The organism is Haloarcula litorea (assembly GCF_029338195.1).
In the GTDB taxonomy this organism is placed as follows: domain Archaea; phylum Halobacteriota; class Halobacteria; order Halobacteriales; family Haloarculaceae; genus Haloarcula; species Haloarcula litorea.
On sequence record NZ_CP119779.1, the window covers coordinates 67,458 to 86,754 of the forward strand.

General features: G+C 70.5%; 22 protein-coding genes. 12 read left to right on the forward strand and 10 right to left on the reverse strand.

From position 1 onward, the window contains the following. Positions 1 to 137: 137 nt before the first annotated feature. The gene (locus tag P0592_RS00395) at positions 138 to 902 is read left to right on the forward strand and encodes a sensor domain-containing protein (RefSeq protein ID WP_276272281.1); all 765 of its coding nucleotides are present in this window, start codon (positions 138 to 140) and stop codon (positions 900 to 902) included. Between the two features lie 39 nt (positions 903 to 941). Next, on the forward strand, positions 942 to 1,850 hold the full coding sequence (locus P0592_RS00400) for an ADP-ribosylglycohydrolase family protein (RefSeq protein ID WP_276272282.1): 909 nt from the start codon (positions 942 to 944) through the stop codon (positions 1,848 to 1,850). Positions 1,851 to 1,852: 2 nt separating this feature from the next. Here the strand turns inward: P0592_RS00400 and P0592_RS00405 are convergent, their stop codons facing one another. Next, positions 1,853 to 2,170 (reverse strand): DUF8022 family protein, encoded by a 318-nt coding sequence (locus P0592_RS00405; RefSeq protein ID WP_276272283.1) that lies wholly within the window; start codon positions 2,168 to 2,170, stop codon positions 1,853 to 1,855. Next, entirely contained in the window at positions 2,170 to 3,720 is a 1,551-nt protein-coding gene (locus P0592_RS00410; protein WP_276272284.1) for an acyl-CoA carboxylase subunit beta, read from the reverse strand. The genes P0592_RS00405 and P0592_RS00410 overlap by 1 nt, the downstream gene beginning before the upstream one ends. A gap of 113 nt (positions 3,721 to 3,833) precedes the next feature. Between P0592_RS00410 and P0592_RS00415 the strand changes: the two genes are divergently transcribed. Then, the gene (locus tag P0592_RS00415; protein ID WP_276272285.1) at positions 3,834 to 4,457 is read left to right on the forward strand and encodes a uracil-DNA glycosylase family protein; all 624 of its coding nucleotides are present in this window, start codon (positions 3,834 to 3,836) and stop codon (positions 4,455 to 4,457) included. Between the two features lie 19 nt (positions 4,458 to 4,476). Here P0592_RS00415 and P0592_RS00420 read toward each other — a convergent pair whose 3' ends face one another. Further along, positions 4,477 to 5,271 (reverse strand): helix-turn-helix transcriptional regulator, encoded by a 795-nt coding sequence (locus tag P0592_RS00420; protein ID WP_276272286.1) that lies wholly within the window; start codon positions 5,269 to 5,271, stop codon positions 4,477 to 4,479. A 225-nt stretch (positions 5,272 to 5,496) separates the two neighbouring features. Here P0592_RS00420 and P0592_RS00425 point away from each other — a divergent pair, with 225 nt between their 5' ends. The 3 genes from P0592_RS00425 to P0592_RS00435 are packed head-to-tail and all read left to right on the forward strand — an operon-like array spanning position 5,497 to position 8,296. Beyond that, a complete protein-coding gene (locus P0592_RS00425) occupies positions 5,497 to 6,477 on the forward strand; it encodes a DMT family transporter (RefSeq protein WP_336406664.1) in 981 nt (326 codons plus the stop codon). Positions 6,478 to 6,533: 56 nt separating this feature from the next. Further along, positions 6,534 to 7,778: an ABC transporter substrate-binding protein gene (locus P0592_RS00430; protein WP_276272288.1), complete on the forward strand. Its 1,245-nt coding sequence runs from the start codon at positions 6,534 to 6,536 to the stop codon at positions 7,776 to 7,778. Positions 7,779 to 7,834: 56 nt separating this feature from the next. Continuing rightward, positions 7,835 to 8,296: a MaoC family dehydratase gene (locus P0592_RS00435; protein ID WP_276272289.1), complete on the forward strand. Its 462-nt coding sequence runs from the start codon at positions 7,835 to 7,837 to the stop codon at positions 8,294 to 8,296. Here the strand turns inward: P0592_RS00435 and P0592_RS00440 are convergent. After that, entirely contained in the window at positions 8,293 to 9,942 is a 1,650-nt protein-coding gene (locus P0592_RS00440; protein ID WP_276272290.1) for an acetate--CoA ligase, read from the reverse strand. The genes P0592_RS00435 and P0592_RS00440 overlap by 4 nt on opposite strands. Further along, positions 9,935 to 11,089, reverse strand: coding sequence for a glycoside hydrolase family 88 protein (locus P0592_RS00445; RefSeq protein ID WP_276272291.1), 1,155 nt, complete (start codon positions 11,087 to 11,089; stop codon positions 9,935 to 9,937). Before P0592_RS00445 ends, P0592_RS00440 begins: the two co-directional genes overlap by 8 nt. A gap of 89 nt (positions 11,090 to 11,178) precedes the next feature. Here P0592_RS00445 and P0592_RS00450 point away from each other — a divergent pair, with 89 nt between their 5' ends. Together P0592_RS00450 and P0592_RS00455 are read left to right on the forward strand one after the other, a co-directional pair. Continuing rightward, entirely contained in the window at positions 11,179 to 12,372 is a 1,194-nt protein-coding gene (locus P0592_RS00450) for a CaiB/BaiF CoA transferase family protein (RefSeq protein ID WP_276272292.1), read from the forward strand. 119 nt (positions 12,373 to 12,491) lie between these two features. Continuing rightward, positions 12,492 to 12,956, forward strand: a complete 465-nt coding sequence (locus tag P0592_RS00455) for a DUF555 domain-containing protein (protein ID WP_276272293.1) — start codon at positions 12,492 to 12,494, stop codon at positions 12,954 to 12,956. A 49-nt stretch (positions 12,957 to 13,005) separates the two neighbouring features. Here the strand turns inward: P0592_RS00455 and P0592_RS00460 are convergent, their stop codons facing one another. Next, positions 13,006 to 13,242: a UPF0058 family protein gene (locus P0592_RS00460; RefSeq protein WP_276272294.1), complete on the reverse strand. Its 237-nt coding sequence runs from the start codon at positions 13,240 to 13,242 to the stop codon at positions 13,006 to 13,008. Positions 13,243 to 13,422: 180 nt separating this feature from the next. Between P0592_RS00460 and P0592_RS00465 the strand changes: the two genes are divergently transcribed. After that, complete coding sequence (locus P0592_RS00465; protein ID WP_276272295.1) at positions 13,423 to 13,827, forward strand: translation initiation factor IF-2 subunit beta; 405 nt, start codon at positions 13,423 to 13,425, stop codon at positions 13,825 to 13,827. Between the two features lie 12 nt (positions 13,828 to 13,839). On the opposite strand, the gene P0592_RS00470 is transcribed toward P0592_RS00465, so the two are convergent. Both P0592_RS00470 and P0592_RS00475 read right to left on the reverse strand, forming a co-directional pair. Next, complete coding sequence (locus P0592_RS00470; protein ID WP_276272296.1) at positions 13,840 to 14,019, reverse strand: DUF7836 family putative zinc-binding protein; 180 nt, start codon at positions 14,017 to 14,019, stop codon at positions 13,840 to 13,842. Between the two features lie 69 nt (positions 14,020 to 14,088). Next, the gene (locus tag P0592_RS00475; protein ID WP_276273958.1) at positions 14,089 to 15,057 is read right to left on the reverse strand and encodes a transcription initiation factor IIB; all 969 of its coding nucleotides are present in this window, start codon (positions 15,055 to 15,057) and stop codon (positions 14,089 to 14,091) included. Positions 15,058 to 15,314: 257 nt separating this feature from the next. Here P0592_RS00475 and P0592_RS00480 point away from each other — a divergent pair, with 257 nt between their 5' ends. Beyond that, complete coding sequence (locus P0592_RS00480) at positions 15,315 to 16,124, forward strand: amidohydrolase family protein (protein WP_276272297.1); 810 nt, start codon at positions 15,315 to 15,317, stop codon at positions 16,122 to 16,124. A gap of 68 nt (positions 16,125 to 16,192) precedes the next feature. Here the strand turns inward: P0592_RS00480 and P0592_RS00485 are convergent, their stop codons facing one another. Together P0592_RS00485 and P0592_RS00490 are read right to left on the reverse strand one after the other, a co-directional pair. After that, positions 16,193 to 17,095 (reverse strand): glycosyltransferase family 2 protein, encoded by a 903-nt coding sequence (locus P0592_RS00485; RefSeq protein WP_276272299.1) that lies wholly within the window; start codon positions 17,093 to 17,095, stop codon positions 16,193 to 16,195. A gap of 77 nt (positions 17,096 to 17,172) precedes the next feature. After that, positions 17,173 to 17,877 carry a class I SAM-dependent methyltransferase gene (locus tag P0592_RS00490; RefSeq protein ID WP_276272300.1) on the reverse strand — a complete coding sequence of 235 codons (705 nt, stop codon included), beginning with the start codon at positions 17,875 to 17,877 and terminating at the stop codon, positions 17,173 to 17,175. Between the two features lie 218 nt (positions 17,878 to 18,095). Between P0592_RS00490 and P0592_RS00495 the strand changes: the two genes are divergently transcribed. Further along, entirely contained in the window at positions 18,096 to 18,368 is a 273-nt protein-coding gene (locus P0592_RS00495) for a MarR family transcriptional regulator (RefSeq protein WP_276272301.1), read from the forward strand. Between the two features lie 57 nt (positions 18,369 to 18,425). Then, positions 18,426 to 19,226 (forward strand): MBL fold metallo-hydrolase, encoded by an 801-nt coding sequence (locus P0592_RS00500; RefSeq protein WP_276272302.1) that lies wholly within the window; start codon positions 18,426 to 18,428, stop codon positions 19,224 to 19,226. Positions 19,227 to 19,297 lie beyond the last annotated feature (71 nt).

The window sequence follows — 19,297 nt, forward strand, 5'->3', positions numbered from 1 at the left end:
TCTCCGGGATCGACGCGACCCGCACATCGACTCTGCCGGGAGTGAGAGCGGGCGGCTCACGTAAGGAGAGGCACGCTTGCACGCTGCGCAAACGGCGGTGGGTTTTTACGTACCCGCCCGCGCTACCGTCGGTTGCGATGGGCCGCATCCCCGCCGACGACCGGACGCTCCGCCGAGCCGCCCGAACCGTCCTCGCCGCGCCGGTTCGGACACAGACCTACCGGAACCTCCTGTACCTGCTCGTGGCGTTCCCGCTGGGGGTCGTCTACCTCGTGGTCTTCTCCGTCGGTCTCTCGCTCGGGCTGGGACTGCTCCCGATCCTCGTGGGCGTCCCCGTCCTGGCGCTGTTTCTCGGCGTCGCCCTTGCCATCGCGGAGTTCGAGCGCCGACTCAGCGGCGCGCTCCTCGACCGCCCGATCGAGCACAGGCGGAGCCTCGACGGCGAGACGCCGCGGGAGCGGACCACCTCGCTGCTGACCGATCCCCGCACGTGGGGCGCGGTCGTCTACCTCCCCGTGAAGTTCGCCGTCGGGACGCTGGCGCTGATCGTCGCCCTCACCTCGCTGTCGACGGCAGCAGCCCTCCTGTTCGTCCCCTTCTACTACGACCAACCGGGTGTGTACGTCGGCTTCGTCACCGACCGGCCCGTGGAGCTCCACCCGGCGCTGTACATCGGCTGGAACAACCTCCTCGTCGGGTTCGACACCGTCCTCAGCGTCGGCGCGTGGCGGGTCCGGACCCTCCCCGAGGCGCTCGTGGTCGCTGCCCTCGGCGCGGTCCTTATGTTCGCCGCGCTGGCGCTCCTGAACGCGCTTGCCGTCGCCTCGGGCTGGCTGACCAGCGTGCTGCTCGGTGGCGGCTACGACATTATCGGACGGTACTTCGCGAGCAGCGCAGAGTAGCGTCCGGGACTTTTGCCGTTGGCCGACGAACGGCGACGTATGGACACCGAGACCGCGCGCGGCGTCCTGCTGGGACTGGCCTGTGGCGACGCCCTGGGGCGGCCAGTCGAGGGGTGGCACGCCGACCGCATCGAACGCCGGCACGGCACCGTCGACTCGATGCTGGGGAACGGCGTCCACCACTTGCCGCCCGGCTCGATCACCGACGACACCGAGATGGCGCTGTGTCTCGCCCGTTCGCTGGCCGAGCGGGAGACGTGGGACCCGGACGACGCCGCCGACCGGTTCGTCGCCTGGGCGCGGGACGACCCCACGGGGATGGGCGGGATGACCAGACGCGTCCTCTCCCGGGCGTCGAAGGGGGAAGACTGGCGGACCGCGGCCCGGGAGACCTGGGCGGCCAGTCCGGAGGGACAGAACGCCGGCAACGGGAGCGTGATGCGCTGTGCGCCCGTCGCCGTCGCGTTCGCCGGCGACCGGGAACGGCTGGTCGAGGCCAGTCGCGAGTCGTCGCGGCTCACCCACTGGGACCCGCGGTGTGTCGACGCCTGTGCGGCGCTGAACCTCGCCATCGCGGCGGCGGCCCGCGGCGATGACCCCGTAGCGAGCGCCCGCGAGGGGCTCCGGGCGACGGTCGATGACCCGTCCGAGGAGGTACTGACCGCGCTCGACCGCGCCGTCGACGGCGAGGCGCTGCCCGTCACCGCCTACGTCGTCGACACGCTGACAGCGGGCGCGGGGCACGCGCTCGCCGCCGACTCCGCCCGCGAGGCGATCGTCGCGGCCGTGAACAACGGCGGCGACACGGACACCGTCGGTGCCGTCGCCGGGGCGCTCGCCGGCGCTCGGTTCGGCCGCGAGCGGCTCCCGGACGCGTGGCTCGACGACCTCGAAGCCCGCGAGGAACTGACGGCGCTGGCCGACGACCTGGCCGGGCTGTCGCCGTAGCGCTACATCCGGTCGGTCCGGCCCGCGGCGCTCCACGGGTCGGTCGGGGCCTCGTCGGGGACCTCGACGTGGCGGCGCTGGGCCTTCGCGACCCGGCCGGAGAACGACCACTTCTCGCCGTCCCAGGTCGGCTCCTCCCCCGCAGCGGCGGCCGCGGCTGCTGCGGCGGCCCGGCGCTGGTCGGCTATGTGCGCGCCCACGGCGACGGCGACGGCGGCCGCCTCGTCGGTCGAGGCGTCGGCCAGTTGGCTCGCGACCTCGGCGACGAGGTCGGGGTCCATCGACATCGGTTCGGCGTCGGCGTCTGTGTCGGTAGCCATTAGAGTGGGATGTTGCCGTGCTTGCGGTCGGGCTGGTCTTTGCGCTTGCCCCGCAGGAGGTCGAGGTCCTCGATGAGCCGCGGGCGGGTGTCCTGGGGTTCGAGGACGTCGTCGACGTACCCCCGTTCGGCGGCGGTGTACGGGTTGGCGAAGGCGTCGCGGTACTCGTCGATCAGCTCCTGCCGGCGGGCCTCGACGTCGTCGGCGTCGGCGAGTTCGTCGTCGTAGAGGACGTTGACCGCGCCCTGTGGCCCCATCACCGCGATCTCGGCGGTCGGCCAGGCGTAGTTGACGTCCGCGCCGACGTGCTTCGAGGCCATCACGTCGTAGGCACCGCCGTAGGCCTTGCGCGTGATGACCGTCAGCAGCGGCACCGTCGCCTCGCTGTAGGCGTACAGCAGCTTCGCGCCGTGGTTGATGATCGCGTCCCGTTCCTGGTCCTTCCCGGGCATAAAGCCCGGCACGTCGACGAACGTGAGGATGGGGATGTTGAACGCGTCACAGAAGCGGACGAACCGCGCGCCCTTCCGGGAGGCGTCGATGTCCAGCGTGCCGGCGTTGACCCGGGGCTGATTGCCGACGACGCCGACGGCGTGGCCGTCGAGGCGTGCGAAGCCGATGGTGATGTTGCGGGCGAACGCCTCCGCCACCTCGAAGAAGGAGTCCCGGTCGACGACGCCGTCGATCACGTCGACCATGTCGTAGGGCTTCTGTGGCGCGTCCGGCACCGTCTCGACGAGGCTCTCGTCGCGGCGCTCGGGGTCGTCCCACGGGTCCACGCGGGGCGGGTCCTGGACGTTGTTCTGCGGGAGGAAGGAGAGCAGATAGCGGATGTCGTCCATCGCGTCCTTCTCGTCTGCGGCCGTGAAGTGAGCGACGCCGGACTCGGAGGCGTGGGTGCTCGCCCCGCCGAGCTCGTCGAAGCCGACCTCCTCGCCGGTGACGGTCTCGATGACGTCGGGGCCGGTGATGAACATGTGGCTCGTCTCCTCGACCATGTAGACGAAGTCGGTGATCGCGGGCGAGTAGACCGCGCCGCCGGCGCAGGGCCCCATGATCGCCGAGATCTGCGGGACGACGCCGCTGGCCTGCTGATTGCGGTGGAAGATGTCGGCGTAGCCCGCCAGCGCGTCGATGCCCTCCTGGATGCGCGCGCCGGCGGAGTCGTTCAGCCCGACGATGGGCGCGCCGTTCTCGATGGCCTTGTCCATCACCTTGCAGACCTTCTGGGCGAAGGCCTCGCCCAGGGACCCGCCGAAGACGGTGAAGTCGTGGGCGAAGACGTACACCCGGCGGCCGTCGACCTCGCCGTAGCCGACGACGACCCCGTCGCCGGGGACCCGCTTCTCGTCCATATCGAAGTTCGTCGAGCGGTGCTCCCGGAGCGCGTCGACCTCGACGAAGGAGCCGTCGTCGAGGAAGTAGTCGATCCGCTCGCGGGCGGTGAGCTTGCCCTTCTCGTGCTGGGCCTCGATGCGGTCCTCGCCGCCGCCCCGTTCGGCCGCCGCCTTCCGCTCCCGGAGGTCCTCCACTCTGTCGTCGTGGCTCACGGAGTCTCACCGCGCCCGAACCAGCGCATAGCGGGGTGGATGCGTGGGTGCGTCAAAAGCGTTGCCCGACCTGGACCGTCGGAGTTTTGGCACCCACCCGCCTGCCTACGCCCGTGAAGAACGTCACGGCAACGCAGCACAACCCCTTCGGCTTCGACGCGCCGTGTGAGCCGTTCGTGCCGGGCTACGGCGACGCCAACGCCGACTTCCACGTCATCGGCGACCACCCGGGCGTCCACGGCGGGACGGAGTCCGGTATCCCCTTCACCGGGACGCCGGCGGCCGAGCGGCTCCAGCGGGCGCTCGTCGCCGGCGGCCTGCTGACGGCGGCCGGCACCCCGCCGACCGTCGATAAGACGTACCTCTCGTACCTCTACCTCTGTGGCGACCGCGTGCCGACCGAGGACGACTACGCGGACCACGAACCGATGTTCGACACGGAGGTCCGGGCGATCACCTCCCACGTCCTGTTGCCGGTCGGGGAACGAGCGACGAGGCACGTCTTCCGGAACATGACGGCCGAGCCGGCCGACGCGGTCGATATGGACGCGCTCCACGCCACCGAGGTCCGGGGGAGCGGCTGGCTGGTCTACCCGATCAAGGACCCCCACGACTGGACCGACGCCGACGAGGACGCGCTGGTCGCGGCGCTGACGGCGCTGCTGGCGACCGACTACCGGCAGGAGGCGGAACTGGGCCGCTTCCTCCCCGGCGACGACGTCTGGCGCGTGCGGTGAGGACGCCAGCCGCCCGCCCTCACTCGCCGTCGAGCAGCCCCGACTCCGCGAGCGGCGTCGACGCCGCCCGGTACTCCTCGTATCGGTCCCGCGCCCAGGCCAGCACGTCCGGGTGAGCCGTGTCGACGGCGGCCCGCAGGACCCCGCGGTCGTCCCGGACCAGCAGGATCACGTCGTCGTCGGCCACCGTGACCGCCAGGGGGATCTCGCCGTCGGCGACTCGGACCGAGGCCGCCTCGGCCCGCGCGAGCGTGCGGAGCTGCCGGCCGAGCGTCTCGTCGGCCAGCAGCGCCTCGACGGCGGGCCGCGAGAGGACCACGTCGAACCGCCGTTCGTCGATCCGCTCGGTCGCGGCGGCGAGGATCTGATCGTTGAGCGCGTGGGAGAACGCGACGACCTCGTCGGCGTCCCCGACCAGCTCCAGGAGCCGCTGGAGCGGCGCGTTCGGACGGGTCTGTGTCGGCCGGGTGATGGTGGCGTCCGCGAGGTGCCGGAGGTCGAAGTCCATCGCCTCGGCCGGGAGGAACTCGACGACGCCCCGGAGCTCCCGCTCGGTCGCGAGGACGTCCAGCAGGTTCCGGAAGCCGTCGGCGACGAGTTCGCCGGTGGCCGTGGCGACGTAGCCGCCGTCGGCCCGGCGGACCCACTCCCGGTCCTCGAAGTCGCCGAGGATGCGCCCGAGCGTCGCCTGCGAGGCACCGGTCTCGGCGGCCAGCTCCGAGCGGGTGTGGTGGCCGGCCGCGAGCAGTTCCAGCACCGCGACGCGGTTGGCCGACAGCGCGAGGAACTCCACCTCCGCCAGCGTGTCGTCCATACCGACGGCAGCGCCGCCGTCCTCATACTCTTTTCGCAGCGTGAAACTGTTTCGCGGTGTGAAAGCCCGGCGAGCGGCGTCGCTCCCGAGCCGCCGTGTAACGTTTTCTGAACGGCCCTATACGTCTGTCTCCCCTCTCTCGAAGTACGATGAGAGATTCTCACTGCGGCTCTGCGACCGCTCTCCTCGGTTCCGATGGGATCGCACCGGAGGTGCGTGGATAGCGTGGTGTCACGTCGCTCGCTCGCGTTCGGCGCGCTCGTCAGTCTGCTGTTCGGCGGGAACTTCGTCGCCGTCAAGGCGGGCCTGTCGTACCTACCGCCGCTGCTGTTCGTCGCCTTCCGCTTCGACGTGGCCGCCGTCGCGCTGCTCGGGTACGTCCTCGTCACCCGGTCGCGAGACGACCTGCTCCCGCGGACCCGCGGCGACCTGGCCGGCATCCTCGCGACGGGCGTGCTCGCGCTGGGGCTGACCAACGCCCTGCTGTTCGTGGGCCAGCAGGGAGCCTCAAGCGCCGTCGGGGCCATCCTGTTCAGTCTCAACCCGATCCTGACGCCGGTGTTCGCGGCCCTGCTGTTGCGGGACGAGCGGCTCTCCCGCCGGGGTGCCGTCGGCCTGCTCCTCGGGCTGGTCGGCGTCGCGCTCGTCGTGAACCCCGACCCGGCGACGATCGCCGACGGCGGCGTCGCGAAACTGCTCCTGTTCGCCGCGGCCGTCGCCGGGGCGCTGGGGACGGTCCTCGTGCGCCGGAGCGGCGGCGAGCTGTCCAGCACCGTCCGGACGGCGTGGGCGCTGCCGTTCGCGGCGGCGCTGTGTCACACCGCCAGCCTCCGTGCGGGCGAGTCCGTCGCCGGCGTCGTCTGGGCACCCGCCGCCGTCGCCGCGTTGCTGTACGTCGGCGTCCTGGCCGGGGCCGTCGCCTACGTGGTCTACTTCGGGCTGCTCGACACCGCCGGCGCGACGCACACGAACGTCGTGTTCTACGCGGTGCCGCTCGTCTCCACGCTCGGCGGGTGGGCGCTCCTCGGCGAGGCCGTCGCGCCGCCGGCCGCCGTGGGCTTCCTCGTGGTGTTCGCCGGCTTCGCCGTCCTCGGGAGCGAGTCCCTGTCCCTGCCCGCGCCGCCGGCGTGGCTCGCCGGCCGCCGCCGGGCCGGGGCGGACCGCCTCTCGGTCACCGAGGAACGGACCGGCTTCGAGTCCGACTGAGGCCGGTCGCCGCGGCGGACGAAACTATTTGTTCTCTCGCCGAAACTTGCGTGGTGATGACGACCACACTGCGACTGCTCGCCCGCCCGTTCGACGGCTTCGAGCGCGCGCTCGACCGGCAGATCGCGTCGTTCGCGTCGGCGACCGACGCGGCCGTCGAGGTCGAGCGGGACCACCGTCCGCTCCCGGAGATCCACGAGGCGTTCGTCGAGGGCGAGCGCCTCGCGGCCGGCGAGTACGACCTGTTCCTCTGTCTGAGCGACTGGCTGCCGGCCGTCGCCGAGCGCGGCCTCGTCGAACCGCTGGACGGCCGGCTCGACGCGACCCCGCCGCCGGACTGGCCCGAGGGGTGGGCCGAGAGTATGCGCGACCTCGTCACCTACGAGGGGACCACCTACGGCGTCCCCTACCACGACGGCCCGGAGGTGTTCTTCTACCGCGAGGACCTCTTCGAGAACGCGGCCGAACAGCGGGCCTTCCGGGAGGCGTACGGTCGGCCGCTGTCCGTGCCGCGCACGTGGTCGGAGTTCCTGGAGGTGGCGGAGTTCTTCACCCGGCCCGAGGAGGACCTCTGGGGGACCGTCGTGGCGGCGCTCCCGGACGGCCACAACGACGTCTACGACTTCCTGATCCAGCTCTGGAGCCGCGGGGGCGAGGTGTTCACCGACGAGATGACGCCGGCGTTCGACTCCGAGGCCGGCGTCGACGCGCTCCGGTACTACCGGGACCTGATCCACGAACACGAGGTGGCACCGCCGGCGTCGCTGGAGATGGAGAGCGTCGACTCGGGACGGTTCTACGCCGACGGGAAGGCCGCGATGATGTGGAACTGGTCGGGGTTCGGGGCGATGGCGGAGGACCCCGACTCGGACGTGTTCGGCCGAGTCGACTACGGTCTCATCCCGCGGGCCGACACGCCCGAGGGCCGGCACACCTCGCTGACCGTCCTCTACGGACTGACCGTCCCGTCGAGCGCCGACCACCCCGACCTCGCGTACGACTTCGTCAGGCACGCCGCCTCGCCCGAGATGGACCGCGTGACGACCGAGGAGGGGGCCTCCGGGACCCGGCTGTCGACGTGGCGCGACCCGGAGGTCCGCCAGCGGGAGTCGTTCTACTCGATGGTCGAGGAGATCAACACGGGTGCGGTCGACACGCTCCCGCAGCTCCCCGAGTACACCGCGTTCAACGAGATCCTGAACGAGGCCGTCGAGGCGGCCGTCGTGGACCGGTCGGCGACGCCCGAGGCGGCGCTGTCCGAGGCCGCGGCGCGGACCGAGGCGCTGCTGGACGGGGCGTAGGCCGCCACGGGGGCGACACCCCAGTTTATGTCGTCGCCTGTCCAACTGACGACACTATGCAGGCACCTGCCAAAGACACGGACCGCTACTTCGAGGCGATCGAGGAGGGCGAGGAGTTCACCGTCGAACAGGCCCGCACGATCACCGAGGCCGACGTGGTCAACTTCGCCGGCGTCTCCGGCGACTTCCACCCCCTCCACGTGAGCCGGACCGCCGGCGAGGCGTCGGAGTTCGGCGAGCGGATCGCCCACGGCAACCTCGTGTTCTCGGTCGCGGAGGCGCTGGTCGCCGACATGAACCCGAAGTCGTTCTCCTACGGCTACGACGGGCTTCGATTCGTCGACCCGGTACCGGTCGACACGACGCTGACGGTCCACCGCGAGGTCGTCGAGACCGAGGACTACAACGACGCGCTCGGCCGCGTCGTCTACGAGTACGCGGCCGAGAACGAGGCCGGCGAGACGCTGCTGGTCTGTGAGCACATCACGCTGGTCGAGAAGCGGGACGCCGGCGACTAGTCGAACAGCGCCGCGCGGTCGACCTTCCCCGACCGCGTCTCGGGGAGGTCGTCGACGAACTCGATCTCCCGCGGGACCTTGTACGCGCCGAGCTCGTCCCGGACTCGCTCGCGGAGGCGCTCGGCCAGCGCCTCGCTCCCCTCGCCCCGCGGAACGACGTACGCAGTCACCCGCTGGCCGCGCGTCTCGTCGGCGACGCCGCCGACCACGCTGTCGAGGACCTCCTCGTCGGCGTCGAGGACACGCTCGACTTCGAGCGGGCTGACCCGGTACCCCGACGTGACTATCAGGTCGTCCCGACGCCCCCTGTGCCAGAGGTAGCCGTCCTCGTCCCGGACCGCCGCGTCGCCCGTCCGGAAGCGCCCGTTCGCGAAGAACGCCCCCTCCGTGGCCGCGTCGTCGCCCCAGTAGCCCAGAAACAGCGCGGGGTCGGGCGGCTCGACGGCGACCTCGCCGACGGTCCCCGGCGGCACCTGTTCGCCCGCCTCGTCGACGATCACCACCTCGTGGCCCGGGTACGGTCGGCCCATCGACCCCGGCCTGACGGGGTAGGCGGCGGCGCAGTTGCCCACCAAGGCGTTGGCCTCGGTCTGTCCGTAGGCCTCGTTCACGTCGACGCCGAGGGCGTCGGCGATCCACGACAGCAGGTCCGGCGGTACCGCCTCGCCGCCGCTGTTGACCACGTCGAGGGCGGCGAAGTCGTAGGTAGGTCCGTCGGTGAGGTGCGTCCGGAGCTTCCGGAGCGCGGTGGCGGGCGCGAAGGCGTGGGTGACCCGCTCGCGGTCCAGCAGGGCACAGGCGCGGGCGGCGTCGAACCCCGACCGGCGACAGCGGGCGACGACCGTCCCGCCGACGGCCAGCGTCGGGTACACCACGTCGAACAGCGCGCCGGCCCACGCCCACTCGGCCGGTGTCCAGACCCGGCTCGCGGCGGCCCGCTCGGGGCCGAACAGGTGGAACCAACAGTGGTAGCCCGGCAGCGACCCCGCGAGGTACCGGTGGCCCTGCAGGACCCCCTTCGGGTCGCCGGTCGTCCCCGACGTGTACAGCAGCATCGCCGGGTCCTCGGGGCTCGTCGCCACCGGGTCGACGCTCGCCGTCGGGTCGACGTGCTCGCCGAGGCCGCCCAGCGCCGGCAGGTCGCCATCGTAGCCGCCGGGGCGGACGAGCAGCGTCTCGTCGGGCTTGACGGCCCCGTCGAGGGCGAGCGCGTCGGCGCGCTCCCGGTCCAGGATCAGGACGGCGCTGCCGCTGTCCGACAGCGAGTGTGCGACGGCCGCCTCGCCCAGCAGCATCGACACCGGGACGACGACGGCCCCGAGCCGCAGCGCCCCGAGGTGCGCGACGAGCAGTTCCGGACAGGTCGGGAGACAGACCGCGACCCGGTCCCCGCGACCGACGCCGGTGGCAGCGAGCCGGGCGGCCAGCGCGTCCGAGGCGGCGTCGAGGTCGCCGTAGCCGAACGAGCGCGCGGTCCCGCCCTCGTCGACGTGCCGCAGGGCCGTCGCCGAGGCGTCCCCGGACAGCGCGGCCTCGGCGACGTTGTACGTCTCCGGGAGGTGCCACGCGAACCCCTCGTGGAGGTCCTCGCCCGCCGTCGGGTCCGGCAGATCGTAGCCGAGCGGCCGCGTCCACCGCTCAGACATCGCCACGGAGCGCCGCGACGGTGCGGGCGACGTAGTAGTCCGTCCACACCAGTTCGTTGTCGGTCGCGTACCCGCCGGGCGCGTTGAAACAGCCGTGCAGGACGCCGCCGTACTGCGGGTCGGCGTCGTCGGTGACGAGGTAGTCCGAGAGCAGCGACCCCAGCACGTCCCGGCCGTAGGTCCGCAGGTTCGCGGTCGCGTCTCGCTCGGGCAGGCGCGCCAGCCCGTACGCCACCAGCGCGGCCGCGCTCGTGTCCCGGGGCGTCTCCGGCGTCACCTCGGCCTCGAAGTCCCAGTACGGCACGCCGTCGTCGGGCGTGTGCGCCCGGTAGTACGACACCGCCAGCCGGAGCGCGTCCAGGTACCGCTGTGCGCCCGTCTCCGCGTACGCACGGGCGAGACCGGCGACGTGCCACCCCTGCCCGCGCGCCCAGCAAGTGTCGTCGCCGGCCGCGAGTTCGTTGTACTGGCGCTCCAGCGCACCGGTCTCGCCGTCGAAGACGGCGTGGTGCCACGTCCGCCCGTCGTCGCGGACGTACCAGTCGAGGTGGCGGTCGGCGTGGGAGACCGCGGCGTCCCGGAACCGCGGGTCGTTCGTCTCGCGGTAGGCCCGCCACAGGACCGGCAGCGCGGTGTAGACGTTGTCGACGGCACCGATGCGGTCACCCGGTGGGCCGTGGTCGCTCTCCGGGCCACGGAACTGTTCGGGACCCTTGATGTCGAGATCGCCCAGCGGGACCTGCCGCGCGTCCCCGCGGTAGTCCGCGAGCATCGCGTCGGCACCGTCCAGCCCCAGCGCGAACAGGGAGCGGTCGCCGGTGTGGTCGTACCCCCGGAACCCCGCGTAGTGGGCGTTCATCCCCCGGAACATCGTGTGTTCGGGCATCCCGTCGCGCATTCGAGCGGTGTGCTCGCGGGCCGCCCGTTCGAACCGCGCGGCGTCGTCGCCGTCCGTCCACTCGCCGGCCAGCCACAGCAGCCCGATCCAGTGCCCGCCACACCAGTTGCCGTCCGGCGTCGTCACCCAGCCGTCGTCGTAGAAGTAGGGGAACGCGTCGCCGGTCGCGTCGAGCGTGGCGTCGACGCGGTCCCGCAGCGCACGGACCGCGTCGTCGAGCCTCGTGTCGGAGAGCGACGGGGTTGTCATACGTTGGCAATCGACGACGGCGCACAAGAACGCTCCGGCGACCCGGCCGCGACCGTACCCTTATGCTGTCCTGCGCGGTAGCTGTTGCCATGACACAGGCGCTGGCGGGCGTTCGGATCGCCGACTTCACCACCGCCCACCAGGGGCCGTGGGCGACCCAGAAGCTGGGCGATATGGGAGCGGACGTGATCAAGATCGAGCGGCCGGGCGGCGAGTGGAGTCGCGACCTCTCGGCGGGAGCCGGCCACGACGTCGACGGGGAGAGCCCGTTCTGGCTCTCGGCCAACCGCAGCAAGCGCTCGGTCACGCTCGACCTGAAGGCCGACGAGGGCCGGGCCGCCGCACTCGACGTCGCCGCCGGGGCCGACGCCGTCGTCGAGAACTTCCGGCCGGGCGTGATGGACCGCCTCGGACTCGCCTACGACGACGTCCGGGCGGTCAACCCCGAGGTGGTGTACGTCTCCGCGTCCGGGTTCGGGAGCGACGGGCCGCTGTCCGACCGCCCCGGACAGGACCTCCTGATGCAGGCCCTCTGTGGCCTGACGACCGCGGTCGGCCACGCGGACCACCCGCCGATGCCGGTGCCGTTCCCGCTGGTCGACGGCCACTCCGCGATGCAGTTGGCGTTCAAGGCGATGGTCGCGCTCTTCCACCGGGAGCGAACCGGCGAGGGACAGCACGTCGAGGTGAACCTCCTCGACTCCGCGCTCGACACCCAGTGTCAGGCGTTCACCGTCGAACGCAACGTCGACCACGACTTCGAGCGCAGCGCGACCGGGATCGGACAGAAGTACCTCCCCGCTCCGTACGGGCTCTACGAGACCGCCGACGGGCACGTCGCGATCTCGATGACGCCGCTGGACCGCCTCGCCGACGTCCTCGACCTGCCCGCCCTCGCCGAGTACAGCAAGCGGGAGGCGTTCACCCGCCGCGACGAGATCAAGCGGACGCTGGCGGAGACGACCCGCGAACGGACGACGGACGACCTGCTGGCGACGCTGCTCGACGCCGAGGTGTGGGCGGCCCGGGTCGACGACTTCGACGGCGCGGCGGCGAACCCGCAGGTCCGACACAACGAGATGCTCGTCGAGGTCCCCCACCCGACCGGCGGCACCTTCGAGACGACCGGGATCCCCGGCTCGCTCTCGGCGACGCCCGGGGAGATTCAGCGCGGTCCCCCCGCGCCGGGTGAACACACCGCCGAAGTCCTGGGGGAGGTCGGCTACACCGACTCCGAGATCGACGCGCTGGCGGCGGCGGGTGTGACCGACCCCGGCGAGTGACGCCACGGGCCGGACTCCGACGGTCGGGCGTCGACACGGGACGGTCACGCGGCCGGACTGTCGCGGCGGTCCCGCGAACCGGGCCAACCTTCATTATATAGCCCAGCAAACATACCTGTATGGACTGCAGAGTCGTCGTCGAGGCCGCCGTCCCCGTGTACGACGTGGAGACGTCGGACGAGGCCGTCCGCATCGCCATCTCCAAGACCGGGGAGATGCTGAATCCGGACCTCAACTACGTCGAGATCAACATGGGCGAGCGACACTGCCCGCACTGCGGCGACGAACTCGACCCGGCGTTCATCGCAGCGGACGAGAGCCTCGTCGCGCTCGAACTGGAGATGACCGTGTTCAACGTCGAACGTGACGAACACGCCGCCCGGATCGCGAGGAAGGAGATCGGGCAGCGGCTGGAGAACATCCCGCTGACGGTTCTGGAGATCGAGGAGATCGTCGAGGACGACGACGAGGAGACCGCGGACGGCGGGACGGACGACGAGCCGACGGACGCGGGCAACGGTGGCGGCGAGACCGGTGACGACGACGAGGTGCTCCCCGAGTTCGAAGAGCTCATCGACGAGTGAGGAAGCCTGCGACTGGCGGGCGTCGTTCCGTGGCGGGGGAGAGAGGGACTCAGTCCGCGGCGGCAGAAACCGGCTCTTTCTCTTCGTCGGTCATCTCCGAGGTGATCCCGTTGGCGATCGCGAAGACGGCCGCCTTGTGGTCGGTCTTCGACTTGTGAATGGATGTCGGCTTCACGCCGAGTTCCTCGTACTCGTCGTGGTCGACGGTCGTCTCCTTCTCCGCTTCGTAGTGGTTCTGTACTTGTGCAAGCAGGCCGTGAAGGTGAATGAGCTCCTGCTTCTTCATAGTCACCCACTGCTTACAACTGGAGGGTTATAGTACTACTCTGAAAATAGTTACCACACGTGGGCCTCACCAACGATCGTGAACGTTAGGCCGTGAGCGGGGCGAACGCGGGACCCCGGTGAGCGGAGACCCGACGGTCCGTTTGAAAGATTTTAGTCGTCTCACGAGACACGTTCGGATATGAACTACGACGACATGCTCGACCGTGCGATCGACGAGACCCCCGAGTTCACCGGGTCGTCCGAGCGGTTCGAAGTTCCCGACGTGGAGGTGCGACAGGAGGGAAACACCAGCGTCGTCGAGAACTTCCAGTCGCTGTGTGACCGGCTGGACCGCGATCCCGACCACGTCCTCCAGTTCCTCCAGACGGAGATGGGGACCAGCGCACACATCGACGAGAGCGGCCGCGCCCGGCTGACCGGGTCGTTCGGGGCCGACCGACTCGACGAAGCTATCGACGACTACGTCGAGGAGTTCGTCGTCTGTTCGGAGTGTGGACTGCCCGACACACGGCTTGAGCGGGAGGGCGACGCGGTACTCCTCCGGTGTGAGGCGTGCGGTGCCCGGTCGGCGACCAGCGGGTGAGCGCCGCCGGCGTCACTGGAGGCCCTTCAGTGTCTGCAGGTCCCGATCGGTCCGCGTGAACTCCGCGAGCCGGCGACTGGCGTGACAGTTCGGACAGTGGTACGTCGTGTCGTGTTCGGGGAGTTCGCTCGGGGTCGACTGCCAGTCTTTGGCGCATTCGGGACAGAGCAACCGGACGTACGCTTCCTCCATGCGTGGTAATGTCACACGAAGTGTGTCGGCAAAAAGGTTGGCGTCACCCCACTCGTCTGCCTCCGTCGATCAGGCGGGGAGCCCGTCGGCCTCGAGGAGTTCCTTGTAGCGGTTCCGGATCGTGACCTCGGAGACGCTGGCGACCTCGCCGACCGCGCTCTGGGTGACCTTCTCGTTGGTCAGGAGAGCGGCGGCGTAGACGGCGGCCGCGGCGATGCCGACCGGCGACTTCCCGGAGAGGAGGCCGGCCTCGCGGGCCCTGTCGACCAGCTCGCGGGCCTGGCGCTCGGTCTCGTCGCTCAGGTCCAGATCCGAGACGAACCGGGGCAGGTACTGCTCGGGGTCCGCCGGCTGGACTTCGAGGTTCAGCTCCCGGACGATGTAGCGGTAGGTCCGGGTCAGTTCCATCTTGTCGACCCGCGAGACCACCGCCATCTCGTCGAGGGAGCGGGGGTTGCCCGCCATCCGCGCGGAGGCGTACAGCGCCGCCGTCGAGACGCCCTCGATGGAGCGACCCGGCAGCAGGTCGCCGTCGAGTGCGCGTCGGTAGATGACGCTGGCGGTCTCGCGGACGCTCTGGGGCAGGCCCAGCGCCGAGGCCATCCGGTCGATCTCGCCCAGGGCCTGCTTGAGGTTGCGCTCCTTGGAGTCCCGTGTGCGGAACCGCTCGTTCCAGGTGCGCAGGCGCTGCATCTTCTGTCGCTGTTCGCTGGAGAGCGAGCGGCCGTACGCGTCCTTGTTCTGCCAGCCGATGTTGGTCGAGAGGCCCTTGTCGTGCATCATATTCGTCGTCGGGGCACCGACGCGGGACTTCTGGTCGCGCTCGGCGGAGTCGAACGCGCGCCACTCCGGGCCGTGGTCGATGCTGTCTTCCTCGACGACCAGCCCGCAGTCTCGACACACCGTCTCGCCGTGCTCGGCGTCGGTGCTCACCTGCCCGCCACACTCGGGACAGACGTCGGTCCGCTCCGACTCCTCTTCGGTTCGCTGCTCTCGCGTCCGTTCGCTCGTGTTGCTGCGTACTGTTGATTCACTCAGGGTGGGGAGGACGCCCGGGCTGCCGGGGAAATAATCTTGAAGTGGCCCGCCCGGGGCTGTCTTACCTATAGGTTAGTCCGAAAAGAATATAAACCTTTCGCCGTCGTGCGCCGTATTCTCACGGTAGACGGTCCGAGCGTCCGTATCCGTCGTTCGGGCGGTTCCGGTGCCGTACTTAAATCCAGGGGTCACGGACCACGGAGCGGCCCGGTGCGTGACCGATGTTTTATTACGGGGTTGCGCACACACTCGTGTAGATGCTCGAGCTGGAACACGGCTTCCGTGTGGTCGACGTCCACGCCCGCGTCGAGCCGGACGAGCAGCGGCGACCCAGAGCCGGGCTGGGCGATCCCGAACAGCTCGAACGCGAGATGCACCAGGCCGGCGTCGTCCGTGCGGTGGTCTACCCCGGCCCCCGCGACGGCGACTACCTCAAGGCCAACAACGGGGTCGCCCGGATGACCGTCGGACGACCGTTGGTGGCGTTCGCCCGGCTCACCGGCGCGCGGGACCCGGGAACCGGACCGGGGTCGACGTTACGGAACCTGACGAGTTCCCGAGCGGACCCCCACACCGACCCCGGAGACGTCGAGCAGTACGCCTACGACGACCGGTTCTGTGGGTTCAAGCTCCACCCGTCGGCCGACGGTCTCCCCGACGAAGAGGTGCTCGAACGACTGGCCGAGGTGTCGCTCCCGGTGTTGGTCCACGGCGGCGAGTCGTTCACTCCGAAGCAGGTCGCCGAGGAGCTGCTCCCGTACGAGTTCCCGGTCGTCCTCTCGCACTTCGGCGGCCACCCGCTCCGGACGGAGCTGATGGACGACGCCGTGGACCTGCTCTCGGACCACGACGACCTCTACCTGGACACCAGCGTCGTCCGGTACCGCGAACACCTGGAGCGCGCCATAATGGAGCACCCGGACCGGGTCCTGTTCGGGACCGGTGCGCCGGACGCACACCCGAACGTCGCGGTGATGGAGATCCTCACCCTCGACGTCCCCGAGGACGCGATGCGGAAGGTGTTCTCGAACAACCCCGAGCGCGTCGTCGAGGCGCTGGCCCCCTAGTACGCCCGTGCCGCATCGATCGCCGTCTTCGGGCGGTCGTAGCGGGAAATCGTTACGACAATCAGAGCCTACCGGCGGTCGTAGACCGCGACGGCCCGGTCGGCGCGGGACGACCGCCCGTTCGGGTTCCGGCCCTCGTCTCGGTTCCGGTACCGCGCGAGGAAGCCGTCCGCGACGCCGTCGGCCGCCCCGGTCGCGACGTCCTGTCCCGTCGCGAGCCACTGTGAGGGAGCGGTGTCACCGGTGACGACGTCCTTCAGCGCGTCCACGGCGTCGCGGGCGGCGTGGCTGCAGAGCCGGCGCGCGACCGTCGGGCGGACGCCGTAGTTCTTCAGCAGCCGGTAGGCCAGCGAGCGGTACTTCTCCGCCCAGTCCGTCTCGCGGATGCCGCCGTCGGCCTCGAACTCGCGGCTGACGCTCATCGCCGTGTCCCAGCCCACGTCGTAGCCGTGGGCCGCCATCCGGTGTGCCACGTCGCGCGACCCTCCGATAGCGAGGTACTCGTCGTAGCCGTCCAGCGCGTCCAGCACCGCCCCGTCGAACGCGACGTTGCCCGCGTTGAAGTACGTCACCTCCCGGCCGGCGATACGCCGGGCCTCCTTGGACTCGGTGGTCATCCCGGCCGCCAGCTGCTCGTGTGTCGGTCCCGTCACGGCCGCCGTCTCCGCCAGCCCGCGCTCGACGGCGTCGGCCCACCCGGACTCCACCGAGAGCCCGTGGTTCACCAGCGCGACCGCGTCGCCGGTCGCTCGGTCGAGACCGGCGTTGCGCGCGACTGTCACGGAGCGGTCGGCGATCTCGACGAGGACGTCGACGTCGTCCCTGTCCCGGACCATCCCCGTCGTCCCGTCCGCCGAGGGACCGTTGACCACGATGAGTTCCGCGTCGGGCACCTCCTCGGCGAGTGCGTCCAGACAGACCGCGAGCTGCTCGCGGCCGTTCAGCGTCGGGACCACCACCGAGAGTTCCATACCTCTGGGTAGCACACCGGAGGCGCTTAAAAGTCGCGGGGTGTCGTCGGGAGCGAGTGGTCCCTGCCTCCCGCCGGTCAGACGTGGGTGTTCCAGTAGGAGACGGAAGCCAGTTTGTCGCCCAGCGGAGTCCCGCCGAGGGCGGTGTCGATCGACCGGAACGACGAGGCGAGCTCGTTGGGGATCTTCCGGTAGAAGCCGTAGGGGAGCACCCAGTCGTGTTCCTCGCTGCGGAGTTCGAGGCCCGCCCCGTCGAGCAGGCGGTCGACCTCCCACCGCGAGTAGAGCCGGGACCCCATCGGCAGCGCCCAGTTGTAGATCGACCGGGTCGAGAAGCGGTTGAACGTGTCGAAGAAGACCTGTTCCTCCGAGACCCGGCGCATCTCCGCGAGGAACGCCGCGGGCGTGTCCGCGAGGTGGAAGAAGCGCATCGCCAGCACGGTGTCGAAGTGGTCGTCCGGGAACGGCAGCCGGGCGGCGTCGCCGCGCATAAACTCCACGTGGTCGGCGACGCCGGCTGCCTTGGCCTTCTCGCGGCCCTGCTGGAGCATCGGGCCGGAGATGTCGAGCCCGACGATGTCCGCGCCGCGCTCGGCGAGCATCACGGTGAACCGACCGGTCCCGCAGGCGACCTCCAGCACGTCCTTGTCGTCGACCGGACCGATCGCGTCGAGGACGGCCTGTTTCTCCCGGCGGTCGATGAGGCGACCGCCGCGGGAGAACCGCTTGGCCTCGTACTCCTCGGCCACCGTGTCGGCCTGGTACCACTCCTGCCCTTTCACGCTTGATGCCTCGCTTCCCGGGGGATAAAACGGTACTGGAATCGCGGTTCGGCTCCCCGTTGACCGCTCTCACAGTCCGTCCGGGCCGCCGCCGCGGTGGCCGTCCGGCTCGGAGACCCGAGTCGTGTTTAAGGCTGCCTTATACACATTTTACACACTGTATTGTTAGGACACACATATAGCCAACTTTTACCAGTATCGTTGGATTGGCATCCAGTATGAGCACGACGAAGGCCGAAGATGTAACGCCGTCGCCGTTCACCAACGACGAGATGCGCGAGCGGCTCCGGGAACTGCCGCCCAGCGCGAAGCTCGTCGCGAAGGTGCTCGAAGACGACGAACCGCTGTCCCAGGGACAGCTCGCCGATCTCTCCCTGCTGCCCGACCGGACGGTGCGCTACGCGCTGAACCGGCTGGAGGAGACGGACCTCGTCGACTCCCGGTACAGTTTCCGCGACGCACGCAAGCAGGTGTACTACCTCACCGCCTGACGGGATCGCCGTCCCGTCCCCGGCCGCTTTTCCTCCTCGGCGACGTGCCACACGCCGATGGCCTGGACTCGCGTCGACGTTCCCGTCGCGACACGCGCTCCCACCGGCGAGACCGCCGCGTACCTCGGTCCTGACCCGGAAGCGGTGCTGATCGACCCGCCCGCACGGACCGAGCCACTGGACGCGGCCGTCGCCGAGCGAAACGTCGACCACGTCGCCGTCACTCACCACCACGGCGACCACGTCGGGGCTGTCGCCGACTACGCCCGCGAGACCGGGGCGACGGTGTGGGCACGGACGGGGCGCGAGGCGGCGTTCGCCGAGGCGACCGGTGTCGAGCCGGACCGGACCTTCGCGGGTGGGACGACGATCCCGGCCGGGCCGGGTGTCACCGTGCTGGACCTGCCCGGGCACGCGCCGGAACACGTCGGCTTCGCGACCTCCCACGGGGTCGTCTGCGGCGACGCAGCCGTCGCCGAGGGCAGCGTCGTCGTCGGCGCGCCGGAGGGGGATATGCGCGCCTACGTCACCTCGCTGCGCCGACTCCACGCCCGAGCACCGCACCGACTGTATCCCGGCCACGGACCGACCATCGATGAGTCGCAGGCGGTCTGTGCCCGGCTGCTCGCCCACCGACTGAACCGCGAGCGGCGGGTCGCCGCGGCAGTGGCCGACGGTGCCCGGTCGCCCGACGACGTGCTCGACGCGGCTTACGAGAAGGATCTGACCGGGGTCCGCGACCTCGCGCGAGCCACCGTGGTCGCACACCTGGAGAAACTCGCCGTCGAGGGCCGCGTTCGCTGGAACGGGCGGCAGGCCCGACCCCCGGCCTCGCTCGACGACCGGCCCTGCCGATAGGTTCTCAGAACGCGGATAGATGACCAGCTAGTACCATGCCAGTCCTTACACCCTCGTAGAGGGTTTCTACA